Raw genomic sequence first — 19,265 nt, 5'->3', positions numbered from 1 at the left:
ACGAAGTCAGTAACCATATCTACGGCAAGGCGAAGCTGACGTGGTTTGAAGAGATTTTCGAAGAGTATTATTCTATAAATCTTACTCCTAAGTATACCACATTTGTCCCTAGATGTGAACGAGAGAAACACCCTAGACATTGCCAAGAAGGAAAAAAAAGGGTACAATGTAACAAAATCAAGGGAGGTCTGGAATGAAGAAACAAAGCAAGTACCAAGAGGTCGTATCTTATCTAAAAAATAGTATCGAGTCTGGACGCTTTCCGACGGGAAGTCGCCTGCCTTCTATCCGTCAACTGAGCCTTGACTTTCACTGTAGCAAGGACACCGTTCAGCGCGCCCTGCTGGAATTACGGCACGAACAATACCTCTATGCCAAGCCCCAGAGTGGCTACTATGTCCTAGAACAAGGGCAACACCAGGACCTAGAAATCGAGGTTACGGACGAACACGCCAGCGCCTATGACGATTTCCGACTCTGTGTCAATGAAACCTTGATTGGACGAGAAAACTACCTCTTCAACTACTATGACAACCAAGAAGGACTAGAAGACCTAAGACAGTCCATTCACCAACTCCTCTTTGACCAAGCCCTCTACTGCAAGGCTGATCAACTGGTACTGACTTCTGGAACCCAACAAGCCCTTTTTATCCTCTCTCAAATTTCCTTCCCTAGCCAAGCCAAGGAAATCTTGGTGGAACAACCGACCTACCATCGAATGAATCGCCTCTTGATTGCTCAGGGTCTGGACTATCAAACGATTGAACGAGGCATTGATGGGATTGACTTGGAGGAACTGGAAGGCCACTTCAAAACAGGAAAAATTAAGTTTTTCTATACCATTCCTCGTTTTCACTATCCTCTGGGACATTCCTATTCTGAGCAGGACAAACGAGCTATTCTTGACTTAGCTGCCAAGTATGGTGTCTATATCGTAGAGGACGACTATCTGGGGGATTTGGACTCCAAGAAGGGCCAGACCTTCCACTATCTGGATACAGAGGAGCGCGTCATTTACATCAAATCCTTCTCAACCAGCCTCTTTCCAGCCCTGCGGATAACGGCACTCATCCTTCCAAATGCTATCAAAGAAGCCTTTGTGGCCTACAAAAATATCCTAGACTACGACAGCAACCTCATCATGCAAAAGGCCTTATCACTCTATATCGATAGTCAATTGTTTGAGAAAAATCGTTTGGCTCGCTTATCCAATCAGGAAGCTTACCAGAAGCAAATCGAGGAAAGGTTAACTAAAACACCTTGTCCCCTTCCTCACTTTCCGCTTCACGATGGTGTATTGCTTGATCTCAGACGATATCCTAAAATCGCCAATCTCAAACACAGTCAACTAGGCTTGGACTTCTTTGAAGAGGCCTATTTAAGCACCTGTCCTTATCAATTTGCCAAGGTGTCCCTAGACAATCTGGAAAAGGTTTTAAACTATTTAAAAGCAGAATTGGAATGACATCCAACTCTGCTTTTTTTATTGTTCAACTTCTGTTAGGCTTGCTGCATTTTCAAGATAGCTTTGGTAAGTTCCTTCATCCTTGAGTTTTTGGATAACCTTGTCCACCACTTCTTTCAAATCAGCACTATTTTTTCTAAGGGCAACTGCATTGGCTTCGCCGTCCTTCATCTTCAAGCTGACAGTTGTGACAGCTAGGTCTGCATTTTTAGCAGCATAGCTAAGGGCAACAGGCTCATCCATATGAACAGCATCTACTTTTCCAGCTTGCAATTCATTGACAGCTTCACCCATATTGGTTAAGGAAGTCAATTGAGCTTTTGGCAATTGTTCCTTGACCATAGACTCTGGAACAGTCCCTTTTTGGGCTGCAATATTAGCACTTTCTAGGCTAGTTAAATCCTTGTATTTTTCTACATCAGCCTTACGAACCAAGAAACTAATCTTGTTTTCATAGTAAGGGATTGAAAAATCAAAGACTTCTTTTCTCTCGTCAGTAGCGCTAATTCCCGCAACTGCTAGGTCAGCCTTCCCAGTTTGAAGACTGGTCAAGACATTGTCAAAACTCATGCTTGAAATTTCCAACTTCACCCCAAGTTCATCAGCGATAACTTGAGCCATATCAATGTCCGCACCGACTACCTGATTTTTCCCGTCAACTAAAGACTGAAATTCAAAAGGTGCATAGTCAGGACTTGTCGCCACAACCAATTTCCCCTTTTGCTTAATGGCCTCAACAGCTGACTGAGAACCATTCGAACCTGACTGGCAAGCTACTAAGAAGAAACTTGCAAGAAAACTACATAAAACAAATATCCATTTTTTTGATTTCATAAATAAACAACCCCTCTGTTAATTTTGTATAATTATAACGATATCTAAGTTACTTGTCAAGTGTTTTCTTGCATTTTCATAAAATATATTTACTAAAAAATAGAAATACAGTGGTTAGTTTATCTATCTATTGGGAACTTATTTTCAAAAAAATCATTTATCATATCTTGATGCTGCTGGTTTACAATTGCAATATTTTGTATGTCACTATGATCAAAAAATCCTAATTCTAAAGTTTCATCACTTGTAAAAAAATTTGTAGAGATAGAAGTTTCAGATGAAACTAAATACAAGATTGTAAGAACTTGAGCCTCATCACCATTCGGATAACTGTCTGAATATTTTGTATAAACATTTAAGAGTTTTTCCACCCTCACTTCGACTCCTGTTTCTTCATAAAACTCTCGCACTAAAGCTTCTAAAGCCGATTCTCCTAATTCAAGAGCACCACCTGGTAATCCCCACGTTCCTTTATCTGCTCGTTTTTGTAATAAAATTTTTCCTGATTGACTTAATATTCCACAGGTAAAATTTAAAATAATTTTATCTTTTCCAACTTTTTTTCTGATATTCTGTATGTAGTTCATTATTCACCTCTGACAAAGTAAACTATCTATACAATGAAAGCTTACTGTATTAAAAAGTAAGCTTTCACAATAATTTTATCCTTTGAATACTTTATAATTCGACAATCTTACCTGTTTCAAAGTAAACAACCCATTCACAGATATTTTTAGCATAGTCACCGATACGCTCCAAGTAGGAAATAACTTGGAAATAATCACGACCCGTAACAATGGCTTCTGGATTTTTCTTAATCTCTTCAGTCGCAAGGTCACGGATAGTTTCAAAATAGTGGTTAATTTGCTCATCCATGGAGGCTACCCGGTATGCGTCGTCAACAGAACCATTAAGATAAAGATCAAGTGCTGCTTCAACAACGCTTTTAACTTCACGTCCCATTTTTTGAATTTCTTCCTCTACAGCTGGGATGCGCTCTTCCCCCTTCATACGGATGGTTGCCTGGGCAATGGCTACAGCGTGATCCCCCATACGCTCCACATCTGATACAGCCTTAAGGACAGTCAAGACTGTACGCAAATCTTGAGAGACTGGTTGTTGGAGTGCAATCATTTCAAATGATTTCTTTTCCAGTTTCACTTCGTATTCATTTACTTCTGCGTCATCTTCGATGACCTCTTTTGCCAGGTCACGGTCATGCGTGACAAAGGCACGCACCGTACGATTGATTTGTGAGAGCACTTCTTGTCCCATAGCGTAGAACTGGTTATGTAATTTCTCTAAATCTTCTTCAAATTGAGATCGTAACATCTTTCATCTCCTTATCCAAATTTTCCTGTAATATAGTCTTCCGTTTCCTTGTGTTGGGGATCAAGGAACATCTGCTTGGTATCATTAAATTCAATCAAATCTCCATCTAGGAAAAATCCTGTCTTATCAGAGATACGTGAAGCTTGTTGCATGGAACGGGTTACCAGAAGCATGGTGTACTTGTCTTTTAGACCATACAAGGTTTCCTCAATTTTACCAGCTGAAATCGGATCCAAAGCCGAAGTTGGCTCATCCAAGAGGATGATTTTAGGACTGGTTGCCAAGACACGGGCCACACAGACACGCTGCTGTTGACCACCTGACAATCCAATAGCTGAATCATGTAGACGATCCTTGACCTCATCCCAGATAGAGGCACCTTGCAAGGCTTTTTCTACGGCTTCATCCAGAACCAGCTTATCCTTAATTCCATTGATACGAAGCCCGTAGACAACATTCTCATAGATAGTCATAGGGAAAGGATTAGGTTGTTGGAAAACCATTCCGATTTCCTTACGTAATTCAACCGTATCTGTACGCGGACTGTAGATGTTGTGACCATTGTACACCACGGATCCAGTTGTGGTCACCTCTGGATTGAGATCTCCCATGCGGTTGAGAGACTTGAGGAGGGTTGACTTCCCTGATCCAGATGGACCAATCAAGGCTGTAATTTCCTTAGGTTGGAAAGATAGGGAAACACTATTCAAAGCCTTCTTTTTATTATAATAAACGGACAGGTCTGATACCTGTAAAATCGCATCTGTCATACGGTTTCCTTTCTAACCAAAGTGACCAGATACATAGTCATTGGTGGACTGTAGCTTGGCATTTTGGAAAATAGTTGCAGTTTTGTCATACTCAATCAAATCACCCAAGTAAAAGAAGCCTGTATAGTCACTTGCACGAGCAGCCTGCTGCATATTATGCGTTACAATGATGATGGTAAAGTCTTTCTTGAGCTCAAACATGGTCTCTTCTAGTTGCATGGTCGCAATCGGATCCAAGGCTGAGGCTGGCTCATCCATTAAGAGGATATCTGGCTTAACAGAGATGGCACGAGCAATACAGAGACGTTGTTGCTGACCACCTGATAAGGTCAAGGCTGACTTGTGGAGATCGTCTTTAACCTGATCCCAGAGGGCAGCCTGACGAAGGGAGGTTTCTACGATTTCATCTAGGACTTGCTTATCCTTAACTCCAGCACGTTCATGCGCAAAGGTAATATTACGGTAAATTGACTTAGCAAATGGATTAGGGCGTTGAAAAACCATTCCAATGTGTTTACGCATTTCATAAACGTTGATTTCTGGACGGTTGACATCAATTCCACGATAGAGAATCTGCCCAGTTACTTTAGCAATATCAATAGTATCATTCATGCGATTGAGACTGCGTAAGTAGGTAGATTTCCCCGATCCCGACGGACCAATCAAAGCTGTAATTTTATTTCTTTCAAATTGCATATCAATCCCCTTAATGGATTCATTTTTACCATAGTAAACATGGACATCCTTAGTAGAAAGGGCTACTTTTTCTTCAGGAAAGGTAAGGATATGCTTCTCATCCCAGTTATATGTTGACATGGCTTCTCCTTTAGACAGCGGTTAATTTCTTGTGTAGATAGTTTCCGAACTTACGAGCTCCAAAGTTAAAAATCAGGATAAAGATTAGGAGCACAGCGGCAGAACCTGCTGATACAATAGTTCCATCTGGAATAGTGCCTTCACTATTGACTTTCCAGATATGGACAGCCAAGGTTTCTGCTTGACGGAAGATAGAGATGGGGCTAGTCACACTGAGGATATTCCAGTTAGACCAGTCAAGAGCTGGCGCCGATTGCCCTGCTGTATAAATCAGAGCTGCAGCTTCGCCAAAGATACGACCAGATGCCAAGACGACACCCGTTACAATACCTGGAAGCGCTTCTGGAATAACAACATGAACCACTGTCTCCCAACGAGAAATCCCAAGAGCCAGACCAGCCTCACGTTGGGTATGGTGAACATGTTTCAAACTATCCTCTACATTACGCGTCATCTGAGGCAAGTTAAAGACTGTCAAGGCCAAGGCACCTGAAATGATTGAAAATCCATACTCAAACTGGACTACAAAGATCAAGTAACCAAAGAGCCCCACCACCACTGATGGTAAAGAGGACAAGATTTCAATACAAGTCCGCACAAAGTTGGTAACAGGACCTTTTTTAGCATACTCAGCCAAGTAAATCCCAGCTCCCATAGAAAGAGGTACAGAAATAATCAAAGTAATGACCAATAGGAAAAAGGAATTGTAAAGCTGAATGCCAATCCCACCACCTGCTTGAAAAGCAGAAGACCTTCCAGTCAAGAAAGACCAAGAGATATGGGGCAAGCCCCGAACCAAGATATAGAGAATCAAGGAAGCCAAGATTGTCACAATGATGCTAGCAATCGTATAGAGGACAGCTGTTGCAAGTTTATCTAATTTCTTAGCGCGCATAATTTTTCTTTCCTCTTTCTTTCGTAATCAATTTAATCACACTGTTAAAAACTAAACTCATCAAGAGCAGTACCAAGGCCAGTGACCAGAGAACATTATTATTTACAGTTCCCATGACAGTGTTCCCAATTCCCATAGTTAATATAGAAGTTAAAGTTGCAGCTGGTGTGGTCAAGGAAGTTGGGATAACAGCTGAGTTTCCGACAACCATCTGGATAGCTAGAGCCTCACCAAAGGCACGCGCCATCCCAAAGACCACTGCAGTGAAAATACCAGAACGGGCCGCCTTCAAGATCACACGCCAGATAGTCTGCCAGCGAGTGGCTCCCATAGCGAAACTGGCCTCACGATAATAACGAGGAACCGCACGCAAGCTATCCGTTGTCATAAAGGTTACGGTCGGCAAAATCATGACAAAGAGGACGGAAATCCCTGACAAAATCCCAAAACCAGTCCCACCAAAGACACTGCGAACAAAGGGAACGACGACTTGCAAGCCAATAAATCCGTACACTACTGAAGGAATCCCAACCAGGAGTTCAATAGCTGGTTGCAAAATCTTCGCCCCTTTTGGTGATACTTCGGTCATAAAAACTGCTGCACCAATAGCAAAGGGTGTTGCGATAAGGGCTGAGAGAATGGTAACGATAAAGGAACCCAAAATCATAGGAAGGGCACCAAATTCTTTACTAGAAGGATTCCAAGTTCCTCCCAAAAGAAAGTCAAAGATATTCACACCATTGACAAAGAAGGTCGACAAGCCTTTTTGCGCTACGAAAACCAAAATCATGGCCACAAGGATGACTATCAAAGAAAGACAGGCAAAGGTCAAACCTTTTCCTAATTTCTCCAGACGAGAATTCTTTGATGGAAGCAACATTTTCTTAGCTAATTCTTCTTGATTCATTATTGTCTCCCTTCCAACACTGTCACAGTTCCGGCAGCATCTTTTTCAACCTTCATTTCCTTAATCGGAATATACTTCAATCCTTTGACAATCCCTTCTTGGGTCTCATCCGAGAGAACAAAATTGAGAAATTCTGCAGCCAACTCATTGGGCTGCCCCAATGTATACATATGCTCATAAGACCACAAGGGCCAATTATTGCTACTTATATTTTCTGGACTTAAGTCATAGCCATTCAACTTCATGCTTTTGACCGAATCATCTATATAGGTAAGAGATAAATAAGAGATAGCTCCTGGACTTTTTGATACGATTGATTTTACCGCTCCATTTGAATCCTGCTCCTGACTTTGCATGGCCGACTGACCTTCCATAATGACAGTATCAAAGGTAGCACGAGAGCCAGAGCCGGCTGCCCGATTGATAACAGAGATGGGTAAGTCCTTACCACCAACCTCTTTCCAATTGGTTACCTCACCTATGAAGATTTGACGAAGTTGCTCTGTCGTTAGGTTATCAACATCAACCTCCTTATTGACAATCAGAGCCAAGCCAGCTACCGCGACCTTGTGGTCAACAAGAGCAGAAGCATCAATTCCGTCTTTTTCCTCAGCAAATACATCTGAGTTTCCTATATCAACTGCCCCAGACTGAACCTGGGACAAGCCTGTACCAGAACCTCCCCCTTGGACATTGACCGTTTTTCCAACATGGATCGTGCCAAATTCATCTGCCGCTACTTCAACCAAGGGTTGCAAGGCAGTTGAGCCAACAGCCGTTATGGATTCTCCACGATCAATCCAGCTAGCACAGCCTACTAAACAAGCCGTCAGCCAAAAAGCGATAAGAGACAGAGCAAGCTTTTTTCTTTTTTTCACTGTTTTTCTCCTCGAAAATAATTATGAATACTGTGAATTTTTTAAGTAGTTCTTTATGAGTTGACGCATGAATTCTTACCAAATTTCTGCGCAATTGATTATTTATATAATATAGGCTATATTACTCTTTTCTAACCTCCTTTTTTCATATGTGGATAAAATCTCTTGTCTATCCCTTCCCCCATTGTCACCCATTATAGTCATTTCGTGTCTCTTTTTCCCCTTTTTAATGCAAGGAAAAGGTTACTCTCCTTAGATGATAATCCAAAAGCTAGAAAGGTATCTCAAACCTCTCTACTCTCCCAGACTAGTTTACAACTAAAAGGAAAAGATTCTATTTTATGGGAAATCTAGTTTACAAGCGGTAAGAACGCTAATAACTAAACTTCTTGTACTCTTTGAAAATCTCTTCAAACCAGGTCAGCCTTGCCTTGTTATAGGTATGTACCTATTTGGTCAGTCCTATCTACAACTTTAAAGCAATGCTTTGTAACTGACTCCGTCAGTCCTATTTGCAACCTCAAAACAGTATTTTGAGCTATCTATGGCTAGCTTCCTAGTTTGCTCTTTGATTTTCATTGAGTAGTAAAACTACATGTGATGGCAATCAAGATATCAAGAATCATCCTACTAAAAAAATCCATACTTTCACTATAACATAGAATAAGATATTTGACTAGCATTTTCACTTGAATCTGAGGCCTTTTGGAAAATAATTTTTCAAAACATTTCCAGTAACCTTTGCAAAGCCCAAGCCATTGCCTTTAACCAAAACTTGGTACCAACCATTTGGCAGACTTTCTGCCAGCTGAACAGTTTCTCCAGCCACATACTTGACAAACGCTTCTTGGCCAATTTCAACCGACTGTTCGACCTGACTCGGTTTCAAGGCTAGACCAAGAGCGAAACTGGGCTCAAAGCGTTTCTTCTTAAAAGTGCCCAGATGCAGTCCATTGCGAGCAATCTTGAGCTTCCCTAAATCTGGCAAAAGTTCTGGTAAGAGATAGAGTTGGTCCCCAAAAGTCTGCAAGATTCCCGGTAGATTGACCTTCAAATGGTTTTGGGCAAATTCTTGCCACAAGGCAACTTGTTCTCGACCAAGATTGCTCTTACTTGCCTTACATTTAGGAGTTGGATTGTTACCCTTACACTGTAGATGGGCTACAAACTGACCCTCTCCCTTAAACTGATGGGGGTACATCCGAGCCGTTTCTGGCAGGTCAATACCAGCTACCATTCCATTGATATGCTCTACTGGCAACAAGTCAAAATCATACTCTTCCAGCAACCACTTGACAATCTCTTCGTTTTCCTCGGGTGCCCAGGTACAGGTCGAATAAACCAGACGACCACCTTCAGCTAACATGGTCACTGCATCCGCTAGAATTTCTCTTTGCAAACTTGCACATTGACTCGGATAATCTAAGCTCCAATAGTCCATAGCATCTGGTTGCTTACGGAACATCCCTTCCCCTGAGCAAGGGGCATCAAGGACAATAAGGTCAAAATAGCCTTTAAAGACCTTGGCCAAACGATCAGCAGATTCATTGGTCACCACGACATTTGTCGCTCCAAATCGCTCCATATTTTCTACTAAAATCTTAGCCCGTTTGCTTGAAATTTCATTGGAAACAAGTAGCCCCTCCCCTGCTAGATAGGCTGCCAGTTGAGTTGATTTGCCCCCCGGTGCAGCAGCCAAGTCCAAGACCTTCATACCAGGACTGGGTTGGGCTACTTGAGCCACCATTTGAGCAGCAGGTTCTTGCGAATAAACTAAACCTGTAGCATGCTCAGGCGATTTCCCTGAAACCTTCCCATAGTGGCCCCAAGGGGTTTGAGTAATGGCATCAGAAAAGGAAAGTTGCTCTTCTTTTAAGGGATTGACCCGAAAGGCCGAAACCGCTTCCTCCTCAAAAGAGGCAAGAAAATCTCTTGCCTCATCTCCTAGTATTTCTTTATATTTTTCAACAAATCCTTCTGGAAATTGCATTTAAGTTCTTTTCCTTTCGTAAATATAGGACTGAATTTCCTCCTGCATCTCAAGAGGCACCATCATGACCAGCTGTCTGGTTTGAAAATCAGGAGCTTCACCAAAAAGGGTCACAACCCGATAGCCCAGACTTTCCCCTAAAATACTAGCTGCGGCATAATCCCATGGTTGCAGATAAGTGAGATAGGTCAACAAACGCCCTGACAAAATCTTGGCAAAACTAATGGCCGCACTTCCATAGACACGAACACCAAGAACCGCTCGACTCAAATCAGCCAATCCCCATTCATTGATTTCCAGCATACCACTATTCCCTGCAATGAGAAAATCTCCAAGTGGTTTTGCTTTAAAGGGAGCTAGGGGCTTATCATTTCGACAAACCGGAAAGGCTCCACCACCGTGATAACAATCCTCTTTGACCACATCATAAATCAGTCCAAACTGTCCCTGACCATTTTCAAAATAAGCCATCATGACAGCAAAATCTTCCTGCTGGGCGACAAAGTTATTGGTACCATCAATGGGATCAATAACCCAAACCTTGCCCTCTTGAACTGAAGCTCGCAGACACCCTTCTTCAGCACAAATCTTATCCTCAGGATAACAGGATAGAATTTCACCCACCAAGAGTTCCTGAACTTCCTTGTCCAGTCTGGTCACCAAATCTGTTGGAGAGGACTTGGTCTCAACGCGCAAGTCTTCCTGCATGTGGTCAAGGATGTACTGTCCTGCTTTCTTAATTAGCTCTTTAGCAAATTCAAATTTACTTTCCAAGAGAAATCTTTCCTTCCCCTTTTTCCTTGGCAGCCTGAACTGCTCGGTAAAGCGAATAACCACTCACTGTTTCAAATTCTCGTCCCAAACGTTTCTCTTCGCTCTTGCTTGGCACGACCGCTTTGAATCCCTTATAGGAGTCCAGTAACTTTTTAGCCTCTACTTTGCCTTCATAGGCAGCTTCAACATCATTAAAAAAAGAAAGCACTGAAGCAAGTTCTTCAGTGCTCCACGACAAATCTAGTGGGTAACTATACTGTTTGTTCATTAACTAATACCAGCTCTCATTCTTGCTTCTTTTAGTTCTTGCTTACGATAACTACGAGGGAGAAAAGCACGAATCTCATCTTCATTAAAACCGATTTGCATACGCTTGGCATCAATAATAATTGGACGACGCAAAAGACTAGGATACTGCTCAATCAAATGAAGCAATTCCGATACCGAAATACTCTCTACATCAATATTCAATTTTTGAAAAATTTTTGAACGAGTTGAAATGATGTCATCAGTACCATTTTCGGTCAAGGAAAGGATGTGTTGCAATTCTTTTCTTGTTAAAGGACTGGTCATAATATTGTGTTCCACAAAGGGAACCTTATGTTTTTCTAACCAGGCCTTAGCCTTACGACATGATGTACAGCTCGGTGATAGAAATAGTGTAATCATGCTTTTCTCTTCTTATCTATACTTTGCTACTTCTATTATACAAAAAAATAAAGCGCTTGACTAGAGATTTTTAGAAAAAAAGCCTATTTTTTCAAGAAAAATAGACTGTTCGCGAACGATTGACACAATTGGATTTGGTTAATTCACTCTTAACGATGGTTTTAAACGATATGTATTTTTATATATACAAATTAAAAACAGCTTTCGGTTCACTTCCTACGACTTTTCAGATACAGATAGCCAAAGAAGCTCTCATAGAGGGCAAAAAAGAGGAGGAAGGCATGAAGGAAGAAGGTCTCTGGCAAAATCAGAATCACTGGATCCTTGGCTGGGTCAAAAAGCCAGGTATCATCTCCCACAAAGAGAATTTGATGGAAAAGGGTAAAGAATTGGTCAAAACCAATCAAAACTCCCCCAAGTCCAATCAGCACAGGCAAGACTACTAGAGTCAAGAGTCCCTTACTGAATAAAGACAAAAAGCCCTTTTTCACAATCCTATTGACAAAGACATAGAAACTTGGCAGTGTCACTAGAGCTACTAGCTGAACCAAATGAAAGAGATTCTTGACCACTGCAAAGTGGTGCAGACCAGCTGCTGACGAACGAAAATCTGGCATCTCTAGGACCTGACTAAATGGATTGGTCAGATAATTCATCAAAATATGAAAATTGTATTGAATGATTTCTGGTTTTAGATAGACTCGATTCGTTAAGTTCAGCCACTCAATCTCCATAGGATAGAAAATCCAAGCCAAATAAATGGTCAGAAGGATAGAAAGAGAGAGGAGAAAGAGCATAGAGCCCCAAAAGGTCAGTTTAGTTTTCATCAAAATCCCACTCCGCAAGGCTAGAAACCACATGTGTCGGTGCGATTGGTAGGCCAGCTACTTCTTCTGCCTTGGTAAAACCTGTCGTCACCAAGAGCGTTGGAATGCCATTATCAATCCCAGCTCGAATATCCGTCAGATAGTTGTCCCCGACCATGATTAACTCTTCACGTTCCAAACCTAAATGCTCAACCGCCTTGTCCATAATGATGGCATTTGGTTTTCCGATATAAACCGGCTTCACTCGTGTCGCTACGTCAAGCAGCGTAATCAGCGAACCAGCACCAGGCAAAAGACCACGCTCTGTCGGGATATTGAGGTCAGGATTGGTTCCGATAAAATGGGCACCCTTTTGGATAGCTAGAGTTGCTGTCGCAAATTTTTCATAGTCAACTTGCCAATCCAGACCTACTACCACATAGGCAGGATTTTCCTTGTCTTCCACATAGCCAGCCGCCTTGATGGCTTCCTTGAGCCCTGATTCTCCGATGACATAGACGGTCTTTTCAAGACCCAAGTCGTTCATATAGTCGATAGTTGCCAAAGTCGCTGTGTAGACAGTCGACAGGGGCGTATCGATATTAAAATTCTGGGCCAACATTTCCTGAACACTCTCAGGAGTGCGAGTTGTATTGTTGGTCACAAAAAGATAGGGGATGTCCCGCTTTTGCAATTCATGGACAAAAGCCTCCCCTGCTGGGATTCTGTCTTTCCCCTTATAAATGGTTCCGTCTAAATCAATTAAATAGCCTTTGTATTTCATCTATTTCTCCCTAATCCTTTTTTATTTCTTTCCAAGTGATGATAGCTTGGGCATTGGTAGCACCGTCGCTTGTGATCTCATGCTTGCTTTCCAGTCCAGTCCTTTCAACAGCTGATGTAATCACCCCACCTGGTCGAACTTCCTTGACATACTTGAGGTTGATTCTCTTGGGAATATATTGGGTCAAAAAATCCGCTCCCATGACCTCAAAAATCCAGTCCAGATACTTACTGTTATTGACATGGCCATTCATATCCAAGTCGTAAAAACGAACATGGTAATCCTTGCTGATTGGCTCGTTCAAGGACTCATACTTTGGCCCACGGATAAGCTTTTTATCAAAATCAGACTGATACGGAGCCACAATTTCAGGTTCGACAGCATGGACTTTTCGACTGTCGCGGTCCATGAGAACAAAGGTCGCCATCATGTGGATGAGTTCCTGACCTGCTTCATCATAAATGGTAAAGCGACGGTAACAAAAGAGTCGATTGTAGCTCAAAGCTTCCGTTTCGATGGTGATTTCTTCCGCAAAACGAGGCAAACGAGCCACCTCAATATCATAATCTGTGATAATCCAGACCAGATTATAGTTTTCCAAAATGGCCTTATCACTAACATCCAGTTCAATCGACTGCATCCCTGAAACTTGTAGGGACAGCAAAATCACATCTGGAAGTTTGATATGACCGTTCATGTCAGCCATATCAAAAGGAATTTTCATTTTCATTTGATAAGTTAAGCCCATCATCCTACTCCAAAATAAATCGTTCTGCTACGGTGTCTCCTAAGAAGAGACCTCTTTTTGTCATGCGAACTCGGTCACCCTCTATTTGCATGAGACCCTGTTGAACCAAGTCTCTGACAATTTCTCCATAAAGTCCATCAAAAGAGCATCCAAATTTTTCCTCAAATCGCGCCATGGAGACCCCTGATTTCTTGCGGAGTCCCAGGAACATTTCTTCTTCCATTTGCTCTTTTTGGCTCAGGTGCTCTTCTGTAATACGAGCATTGCCTTCCTCAACTGCACTGAGATAATGGCGAATGGGACCATGGTTTTTATAGCGAATACCATTGACATAACCAGAGGCCCCAGCACCGATGCCATAGTATTCAGCATTATCCCAGTACATGAGATTATGACGACTTTCAAAGCCGGGTTTGGAGAAATTAGAAATCTCATAATGCTCAAAACCCGCTCGCTCCAGCTCTGCAATGATGTACTCAAACATCTCCGCTTCTAGTTCCTCCTTAGGCAGAGGCAATTTCCCACGTCGCATCCGGTTCATAAAGACCGTATGGTTTTCTAAAATCAAACTATACAAACTCATGTGGGGAATATCCAGTCCAATGGCTTTAGCCACATTTTCCTTTACTTGCTCCATGGTCTGACCAGGCAGCGCATAAATCAAATCAATGGAGATGTTGTCAAAACCAGCCAGTTTCAGGCGATCGATATTTTCATAAATATCCTTCTCCAAATGACTGCGCCCAATCTTTTTCAACATCTTATCATCAAAGGTCTGGACACCTAGCGAAACACGATTGACAGCCGAATTTTTCAAAACAGCTATCTTATCCGCATCCAAATCTCCTGGATTGGCTTCAATGGTCAACTCTTCCAAGACTGACAAGTCCAAGTTTTTAGTCAAGCCATCCAGCAATACCTCCAGTTGTGGAGCTGACAAAGCTGTTGGTGTCCCACCACCGATATAGAGGGTTCGCAACTTTTGAATATCATAAGAACGAAATTCTTCCAGCAGATGCTCCAAATAGCTATCGACTGGCTGATTCTTGATAAAAACTTTTGAAAAGTCACAATAATAACAAATCTGGGTACAAAATGGAATGTGCACATAGGCTGACGTTGGTTTTTTCTGCATAGTACTTATTATACCACAAAAGCGAACAATACTTAGAATTCCGTTTAACAAAATCCTAGCATTGTTCGCTTTCTTTATCTAAACATTCTTTGTATTTTATGACGAACACGATTCCTAGAACCAATCTAGTTTATCTTTATAATACAGAAGAATGTATATCAGCTTGACTAAACTTTTATTTTAGTCTTCTTTTTTCTTTCTAAACGCAAATCCGAGTCCACTTAGCATACCAAGAAGTCCTAGAGAAGCAAGAGTCGCATTTGATTCTGTTCCTGTATTTGGCAATACATTATGTGATTTACTTGGCTGTTCCGTAGAGACTGTTACCTTAGCTGGTGTTGTTACATTATTAGCAATGTGTTCTGTGATATGACCGTCCTTTGAGTCTACATCATAAGTGGTTGTAGTAACTGTTTTACCTTTAGCTCCTTCAATACGTTCATTAGGTGTGTCAACTTCTCGTTCACCATCTCTAACATATCCAACTTCAGGTTCAATCGGGGTTTCTACTACTTTGTCCTTGGCTGCGACTTTGACGACTGTATTCGTTGGTTCTTTCGTTTTCCCATAAGTTAGCACGGTTGTTGGAGTTACCTTACCTGTTTCTGGATCAACTTCATAGGTAGTGGTCTCAATCACATCGCGACCTTCAGAATCTTTAGATTGTTCAACCTTAGTTTTAGCTCCTACTTTAACGATTGTCTTACCTGCTGGGGTGACGACTGGGGTGCCAACGTGTTCTGTGATATGACCGTCCTTTGAATCTACATCGTAAGTGGTTGTAGTAACTGTTTTACCTTTAGCTCCTTCAATACGTTCATTAGGTGTGTCAACTTCTCGTTCACCATCTCTAACATATTCAACTTCAGGTTCAATTGGTGTTTCTACTATTTTGTCCTTGGCTGCGACTTTGACTATTGTTGCTGTTGGATTTACTACTACTGGTTTTTCTACTGTTTCTGTAATAGCGCCTGTAGTAGAATCAACACTATATGTTGTTGTGATAGTACTTGAACCTGCTTGGCCTGCTTCTTCCACATTTGGTTGATTTTTGTCGCGTGTATCATCTTTCACATATTTCTTAGGTGATGAGATTTCTGTTTTTTCTACTTTGTCCTTCGCTGCGACTTTGACGACTGTATTCGTTGGTTCTTTCGTACGAACTGGTTTACCTTCACTTGCTGTAATCTTTCCAGTATTAGTGTCCACAGTGTAAGTTGTTGTGATAGTGTCTTCACCATCTTCACCTTTAACAGTAGTTGGGACTGTACCTTTTTCTTTCGTATCATCTTTTTCGTAAACTACTGGAGATGGTACTACCATCTTCTCAATCGTTAGTTCTTTCCTTGTCCCGTAAGTAGTTACTGTTGTAGAAGTTACCTTACCTGTTTTTGGATCAACTTCATAAGTTGTAGTGTTGATAACTTCACGACCTTGGTCATCCTTGCTACTCTCAACCTTAGTTTTAGCTCCAACCTTAACTATTGTTTTACCAGCTGGGGTGACCACTGGCTTACCAACCTGTTCTGTGACTGTTCCATTATTTGGATTAACGTCATACCTTGTAGTCGTTACAGATTTTCCTTTTGCTCCTTTTCTAGGCTTGTCTGGTGTACCAAAGTCACGAGTGTCATCTCTTTCATAAACCACTGTGGGCTCAATTGGCGTTTCTACTACTTGATCCTTAGCCGCGACTTTAACGATTGTTTCTGTTGGATTTACTATTACTGGATTTCCTTCATTTGGAGTAACTTCCCCATTGTCTGGATTTACTGTGTAAGTCGTGGTAGTTGTCTTACTTCCGTCTTTTCCTGGAACAGTAATATTGGCTTGGCCTTTTTCTCGACTAGCATCTTTTTCGTATTTTACTGGAGATGGGATTGTTTCTACGTCTACTTTATCCTTAGCTCCTACTTTTACAACTCTAGCTATTGGTAGAGTTACGACTTCTGGTTCCCCTTTTGATGGAGTTAGAGTTCCATTTACTGGATTTACGCTATAGGTTGTGGTGACTTTAGTTTTTCCTGATTTCCCTGGAAATTGAACGGTATCAGTACCTTTTGGACTGTTCTCATCTTTTAAATAAACTGGTTTGGGTTCAACTGAATTATACTCAACCAAATCCTTCGCGCCACCTTTATTGACTACTTCTTCCTTCTCAGTCGAAGTAAGACTGCCGGTTTTTGAGTTTACTGTGTAACTTGTTGTCTTCTTAACAACGTCGTCTCCTTTTTTAATGTATTCTACTTCATCCTTGGCTGCGACTTTGACAACTGTTTCTATTGCCGGTTGCTTAACTACTGGTTGTCCTACATGTTCAATCAGATCTCCAGTGTTAGGATCTACACTATAAGTTGTGGTTACTGTACTAGTACCTGAAGTACCAGTTGTTGTTACATTAGCTTCACCTTTAGCTCTTGTGGCATCTTTTTCATAACGTACACTTGGCTCAAGTTGGGTAACGACAACTGTAGATTTGGCTCCATCTTTCTTAAACACTTCATCAATTGTATTGTTAGTAATCTGTCCTGTATCGAGATCTTTCATACTCACAGTTATTGACTTAATGATGTCATCTCCGCGTTTACTATATACAACAGTTTCTCCAACTTTTTCTACAGATTTAACTGTTGCAATGTTTTTATCTTGATAACCTGTCCCATCTAAGGAAATTCGTTTCCCAGATATAAACTCTGATCGTCTATTAATCATATCAGCTTCAAAATAAGAACGTGAACTGTGACCTCCACTGGTTCGTCCAACATTTATAACAACATCACTATCATTGCTGACGCCTTTTCTTATCGCCAAATCATTATCAACAATATAATGAGTCATTTTACCAGACTTGGCTATTTTTTTGCTATCTAAACCTTTTTGCCAAAATTCACGACTGGAAAGCAAATTGGTCACAACTTTTGGAGCATTAAAGGTTGTGCCTTTTTTTAATACATTATTATAAACGTTTCTATAAGCCAACTGTTCTTTAGGAGACATGACTCTGCTGTCAGAATATGCCAACTGATAAGCTTCAACCATTGCCCGTTGTACTAAATATCCTCCTAAAGAATGACCTGTCAAATAAAGATTAGTAATACTCTTATCTTTAGCTAGTTCATGCATAATATTTTCTGCATCTATCCCTTGTTGAGGATTGCTTCCTAATCCAAGTGTTATATCAGCTCCTATATCTTTCACATCACTTGTTCCACGAAAGGCTAATACTTGTGCAGTTCCATTTGGTAAATATAAGAAATCACTCTTCGTTTCATACAAGACAGCATCTAGTCCACTGGAGGTATGGTAACTTTTCTTCCTTTCCCAATAAGGCCCCAATTCCTTATTCATCATCATATACTCATAACGTGGTTTACTGTCACCATTCTTTTTATATAACTCTGACTCTGTTAAGGGTCTCTTATGATCCAGCACTCTATCAATATAATTATCATCACGGTAGGATAATTCCATGAACATAATCATATCGCGCTCACTTACATTCCATTTTAATTTTTCATCTGGCTTTTCTTTACTGTCAATAATACCATCACCATCAGTATCTTCTAATAAGGGATGACTATTATAACCTACATACTTTTTCCCACCTTTTTCATAAATATAAAGTTCTTCTTTATCCTTCAAGTAATCATCATCTGTATAGGCTTCTGGACTTAACTTAGAGCCGTTTAACAATAAACTATCAAGCTTATTACCTTCTGAACCGATTACTCCTGCTTTTATTTGCTTAGCATACTCATCAGTTAATTCATACTTTTTAACCTCGGAAGGATTTGATGCTGCTCTCACCGCTGGAGTGCTTGATCTGTCTTCACCCGCCACGAAATCCCTTGTGGTCAAGCTATTATTTTCCTTATTCCCAGATCTGACGGGTTCTGTAGTCCTTGTAGATCCTATTGGAACATCTCTGGTATCTAACTCAGAAGAAGGATTATTTTGATTATCTAGCATAGGTTGAACTTCTTCTCTTTTATCCACAGAAGATGGAGAATTTTCCGTAGAAGCAAGTACTCCCTGGGATGGTGTAAACAAAGCAATGCCTATTAATACAGAAGCCACTCCAACAGAAAACTTTCGAATCGAAAAACATTGACGTTTATTAAAAATATCTTTCATTTTACCAACTTTCTTTCTAGCTATTTTTTACAAAATAGAGAGTTCTACTATTTTCCCTTGACAAAATACTAAACCCTTTCTTGACTAAAATTTTAGAACTTTTCCTCTGCTTGATTATAAACTACCACATTGATTTCTAATCATAAAAAAATGAATTGCTTAATATTAATAAAATATCAGTAAAATATAAAAAATGTAAATATTTCACTTTCAACACTGCCATTATACCATAATACTCAATGAAAATCAAAAAACGCATAATATCAGGCCTTGAAAAACCTTGATACTATGCGTTTGATTATGGGAAGATCTCCCGACTTTATCACTT

Annotated in this window: 18 protein-coding genes and 1 pseudogene; 2 read left to right on the top strand and 17 right to left on the bottom strand. The window is 40.8% G+C overall.

Translation table 11 applies throughout. The features are described from left to right. Window positions 1-197: pseudogene (locus HT719_RS11355) on the top strand (hypothetical protein); the annotation flags it as partial. Next, entirely contained in the window at window positions 194-1,465 is a 1,272-nt protein-coding gene (locus HT719_RS08325) for a PLP-dependent aminotransferase family protein (protein WP_172928863.1), read from the top strand. The pseudogene HT719_RS11355 and the gene HT719_RS08325, both read left to right, overlap by 4 nt. 18 nt (window positions 1,466-1,483) lie before the next feature. Here HT719_RS08325 and HT719_RS08320 read toward each other — a convergent pair whose 3' ends face one another. The 17 genes from HT719_RS08320 to HT719_RS08240 form a co-directional block, all read right to left on the bottom strand. After that, the gene (locus HT719_RS08320) at window positions 1,484-2,299 is read right to left on the bottom strand and encodes an ABC transporter substrate-binding protein (protein ID WP_119948003.1); all 816 of its coding nucleotides are present in this window, start codon (window positions 2,297-2,299) and stop codon (window positions 1,484-1,486) included. 119 nt (window positions 2,300-2,418) lie between these two features. Then, window positions 2,419-2,886, bottom strand: coding sequence for an NUDIX domain-containing protein (locus tag HT719_RS08315; protein ID WP_001106783.1), 468 nt, complete (start codon window positions 2,884-2,886; stop codon window positions 2,419-2,421). 91 nt (window positions 2,887-2,977) lie between these two features. Then, window positions 2,978-3,631 (bottom strand): phosphate signaling complex protein PhoU, encoded by a 654-nt coding sequence (phoU, locus tag HT719_RS08310; RefSeq protein ID WP_000946465.1) that lies wholly within the window; start codon window positions 3,629-3,631, stop codon window positions 2,978-2,980. Window positions 3,632-3,642: 11 nt separating this feature from the next. After that, the gene (gene pstB, locus HT719_RS08305; RefSeq protein WP_000128635.1) at window positions 3,643-4,401 is read right to left on the bottom strand and encodes a phosphate ABC transporter ATP-binding protein PstB; all 759 of its coding nucleotides are present in this window, start codon (window positions 4,399-4,401) and stop codon (window positions 3,643-3,645) included. A 12-nt stretch (window positions 4,402-4,413) separates the two neighbouring features. Then, a complete protein-coding gene (gene pstB / locus HT719_RS08300; RefSeq protein WP_000109215.1) occupies window positions 4,414-5,217 on the bottom strand; it encodes a phosphate ABC transporter ATP-binding protein PstB in 804 nt (267 codons plus the stop codon). A gap of 10 nt (window positions 5,218-5,227) precedes the next feature. Beyond that, window positions 5,228-6,112 (bottom strand): phosphate ABC transporter permease PstA, encoded by an 885-nt coding sequence (gene pstA, locus HT719_RS08295; protein WP_001201787.1) that lies wholly within the window; start codon window positions 6,110-6,112, stop codon window positions 5,228-5,230. Further along, the gene (pstC, locus tag HT719_RS08290; protein ID WP_001070908.1) at window positions 6,102-7,019 is read right to left on the bottom strand and encodes a phosphate ABC transporter permease subunit PstC; all 918 of its coding nucleotides are present in this window, start codon (window positions 7,017-7,019) and stop codon (window positions 6,102-6,104) included. The genes pstA and pstC overlap by 11 nt, the downstream gene beginning before the upstream one ends. After that, entirely contained in the window at window positions 7,019-7,897 is an 879-nt protein-coding gene (pstS, locus tag HT719_RS08285) for a phosphate ABC transporter substrate-binding protein PstS (protein ID WP_000746338.1), read from the bottom strand. The genes pstC and pstS overlap by 1 nt, the downstream gene beginning before the upstream one ends. A gap of 685 nt (window positions 7,898-8,582) precedes the next feature. Beyond that, window positions 8,583-9,887: an RsmF rRNA methyltransferase first C-terminal domain-containing protein gene (locus HT719_RS08280; RefSeq protein ID WP_001160264.1), complete on the bottom strand. Its 1,305-nt coding sequence runs from the start codon at window positions 9,885-9,887 to the stop codon at window positions 8,583-8,585. Next, entirely contained in the window at window positions 9,888-10,661 is a 774-nt protein-coding gene (locus HT719_RS08275) for an inositol monophosphatase family protein (RefSeq protein ID WP_138699893.1), read from the bottom strand. Beyond that, the gene (locus HT719_RS08270; RefSeq protein WP_001041974.1) at window positions 10,651-10,929 is read right to left on the bottom strand and encodes a UPF0223 family protein; all 279 of its coding nucleotides are present in this window, start codon (window positions 10,927-10,929) and stop codon (window positions 10,651-10,653) included. Before HT719_RS08270 ends, HT719_RS08275 begins: the two co-directional genes overlap by 11 nt. After that, a complete protein-coding gene (locus HT719_RS08265) occupies window positions 10,929-11,330 on the bottom strand; it encodes a Spx/MgsR family RNA polymerase-binding regulatory protein (protein WP_000631259.1) in 402 nt (133 codons plus the stop codon). The genes HT719_RS08270 and HT719_RS08265 overlap by 1 nt, the downstream gene beginning before the upstream one ends. Before the next feature lie 209 nt (window positions 11,331-11,539). Beyond that, window positions 11,540-12,157, bottom strand: coding sequence for a TIGR01906 family membrane protein (locus tag HT719_RS08260; RefSeq protein ID WP_172928861.1), 618 nt, complete (start codon window positions 12,155-12,157; stop codon window positions 11,540-11,542). Then, window positions 12,147-12,920, bottom strand: coding sequence for a TIGR01457 family HAD-type hydrolase (locus HT719_RS08255; protein WP_138703296.1), 774 nt, complete (start codon window positions 12,918-12,920; stop codon window positions 12,147-12,149). Before HT719_RS08255 ends, HT719_RS08260 begins: the two co-directional genes overlap by 11 nt. A 10-nt stretch (window positions 12,921-12,930) precedes the next feature. Then, window positions 12,931-13,668 carry an acyl-[acyl-carrier-protein] thioesterase gene (locus HT719_RS08250; protein WP_172928858.1) on the bottom strand — a complete coding sequence of 246 codons (738 nt, stop codon included), beginning with the start codon at window positions 13,666-13,668 and terminating at the stop codon, window positions 12,931-12,933. Window positions 13,669-13,672: 4 nt separating this feature from the next. Then, a complete protein-coding gene (hemW, locus tag HT719_RS08245) occupies window positions 13,673-14,803 on the bottom strand; it encodes a radical SAM family heme chaperone HemW (protein WP_172928856.1) in 1,131 nt (376 codons plus the stop codon). A gap of 180 nt (window positions 14,804-14,983) precedes the next feature. Further along, window positions 14,984-18,937, bottom strand: a complete 3,954-nt coding sequence (locus HT719_RS08240) for a G5 domain-containing protein (protein ID WP_172928854.1) — start codon at window positions 18,935-18,937, stop codon at window positions 14,984-14,986. Between the last annotated feature and the right edge of the window lie 328 nt (window positions 18,938-19,265).

Source organism: Streptococcus sp. k-378, assembly GCF_013277505.1.
In the GTDB taxonomy this organism is placed as follows: Bacteria; Bacillota; Bacilli; order Lactobacillales; family Streptococcaceae; genus Streptococcus; species Streptococcus pseudopneumoniae.
Note: the sequence above shows the minus strand (reverse complement) of the source record. Positions and strands in the feature narration are given on the sequence as shown.

Coding starts and splice junctions, on each gene's coding strand:
- HT719_RS08315 (WP_001106783.1), bottom strand. CDS start 2,886: ATGAACTACATACAGAATATCAGAAAAAAAGTTGGAAAAGATAAAATT.
- pstB (WP_000109215.1), bottom strand. CDS start 5,217: ATGTCAACATATAACTGGGATGAGAAGCATATCCTTACCTTTCCTGAA.
- pstA (WP_001201787.1), bottom strand. CDS start 6,112: ATGCGCGCTAAGAAATTAGATAAACTTGCAACAGCTGTCCTCTATACG.
- HT719_RS08240 (WP_172928854.1), bottom strand. CDS start 18,937: ATGAAAGATATTTTTAATAAACGTCAATGTTTTTCGATTCGAAAGTTT.
- phoU (WP_000946465.1), bottom strand. CDS start 3,631: ATGTTACGATCTCAATTTGAAGAAGATTTAGAGAAATTACATAACCAG.
- pstB (WP_000128635.1), bottom strand. CDS start 4,401: ATGACAGATGCGATTTTACAGGTATCAGACCTGTCCGTTTATTATAAT.
- HT719_RS08255 (WP_138703296.1), bottom strand. CDS start 12,920: ATGAAATACAAAGGCTATTTAATTGATTTAGACGGAACCATTTATAAG.
- hemW (WP_172928856.1), bottom strand. CDS start 14,803: ATGCAGAAAAAACCAACGTCAGCCTATGTGCACATTCCATTTTGTACC.
- HT719_RS08325 (WP_172928863.1), top strand. CDS start 194: ATGAAGAAACAAAGCAAGTACCAAGAGGTCGTATCTTATCTAAAAAAT.
- HT719_RS08280 (WP_001160264.1), bottom strand. CDS start 9,887: ATGCAATTTCCAGAAGGATTTGTTGAAAAATATAAAGAAATACTAGGA.
- HT719_RS08250 (WP_172928858.1), bottom strand. CDS start 13,668: ATGGGCTTAACTTATCAAATGAAAATGAAAATTCCTTTTGATATGGCT.
- HT719_RS08265 (WP_000631259.1), bottom strand. CDS start 11,330: ATGATTACACTATTTCTATCACCGAGCTGTACATCATGTCGTAAGGCT.
- HT719_RS08270 (WP_001041974.1), bottom strand. CDS start 10,929: ATGAACAAACAGTATAGTTACCCACTAGATTTGTCGTGGAGCACTGAA.
- HT719_RS08260 (WP_172928861.1), bottom strand. CDS start 12,157: ATGAAAACTAAACTGACCTTTTGGGGCTCTATGCTCTTTCTCCTCTCT.
- pstC (WP_001070908.1), bottom strand. CDS start 7,019: ATGAATCAAGAAGAATTAGCTAAGAAAATGTTGCTTCCATCAAAGAAT.
- HT719_RS08320 (WP_119948003.1), bottom strand. CDS start 2,299: ATGAAATCAAAAAAATGGATATTTGTTTTATGTAGTTTTCTTGCAAGT.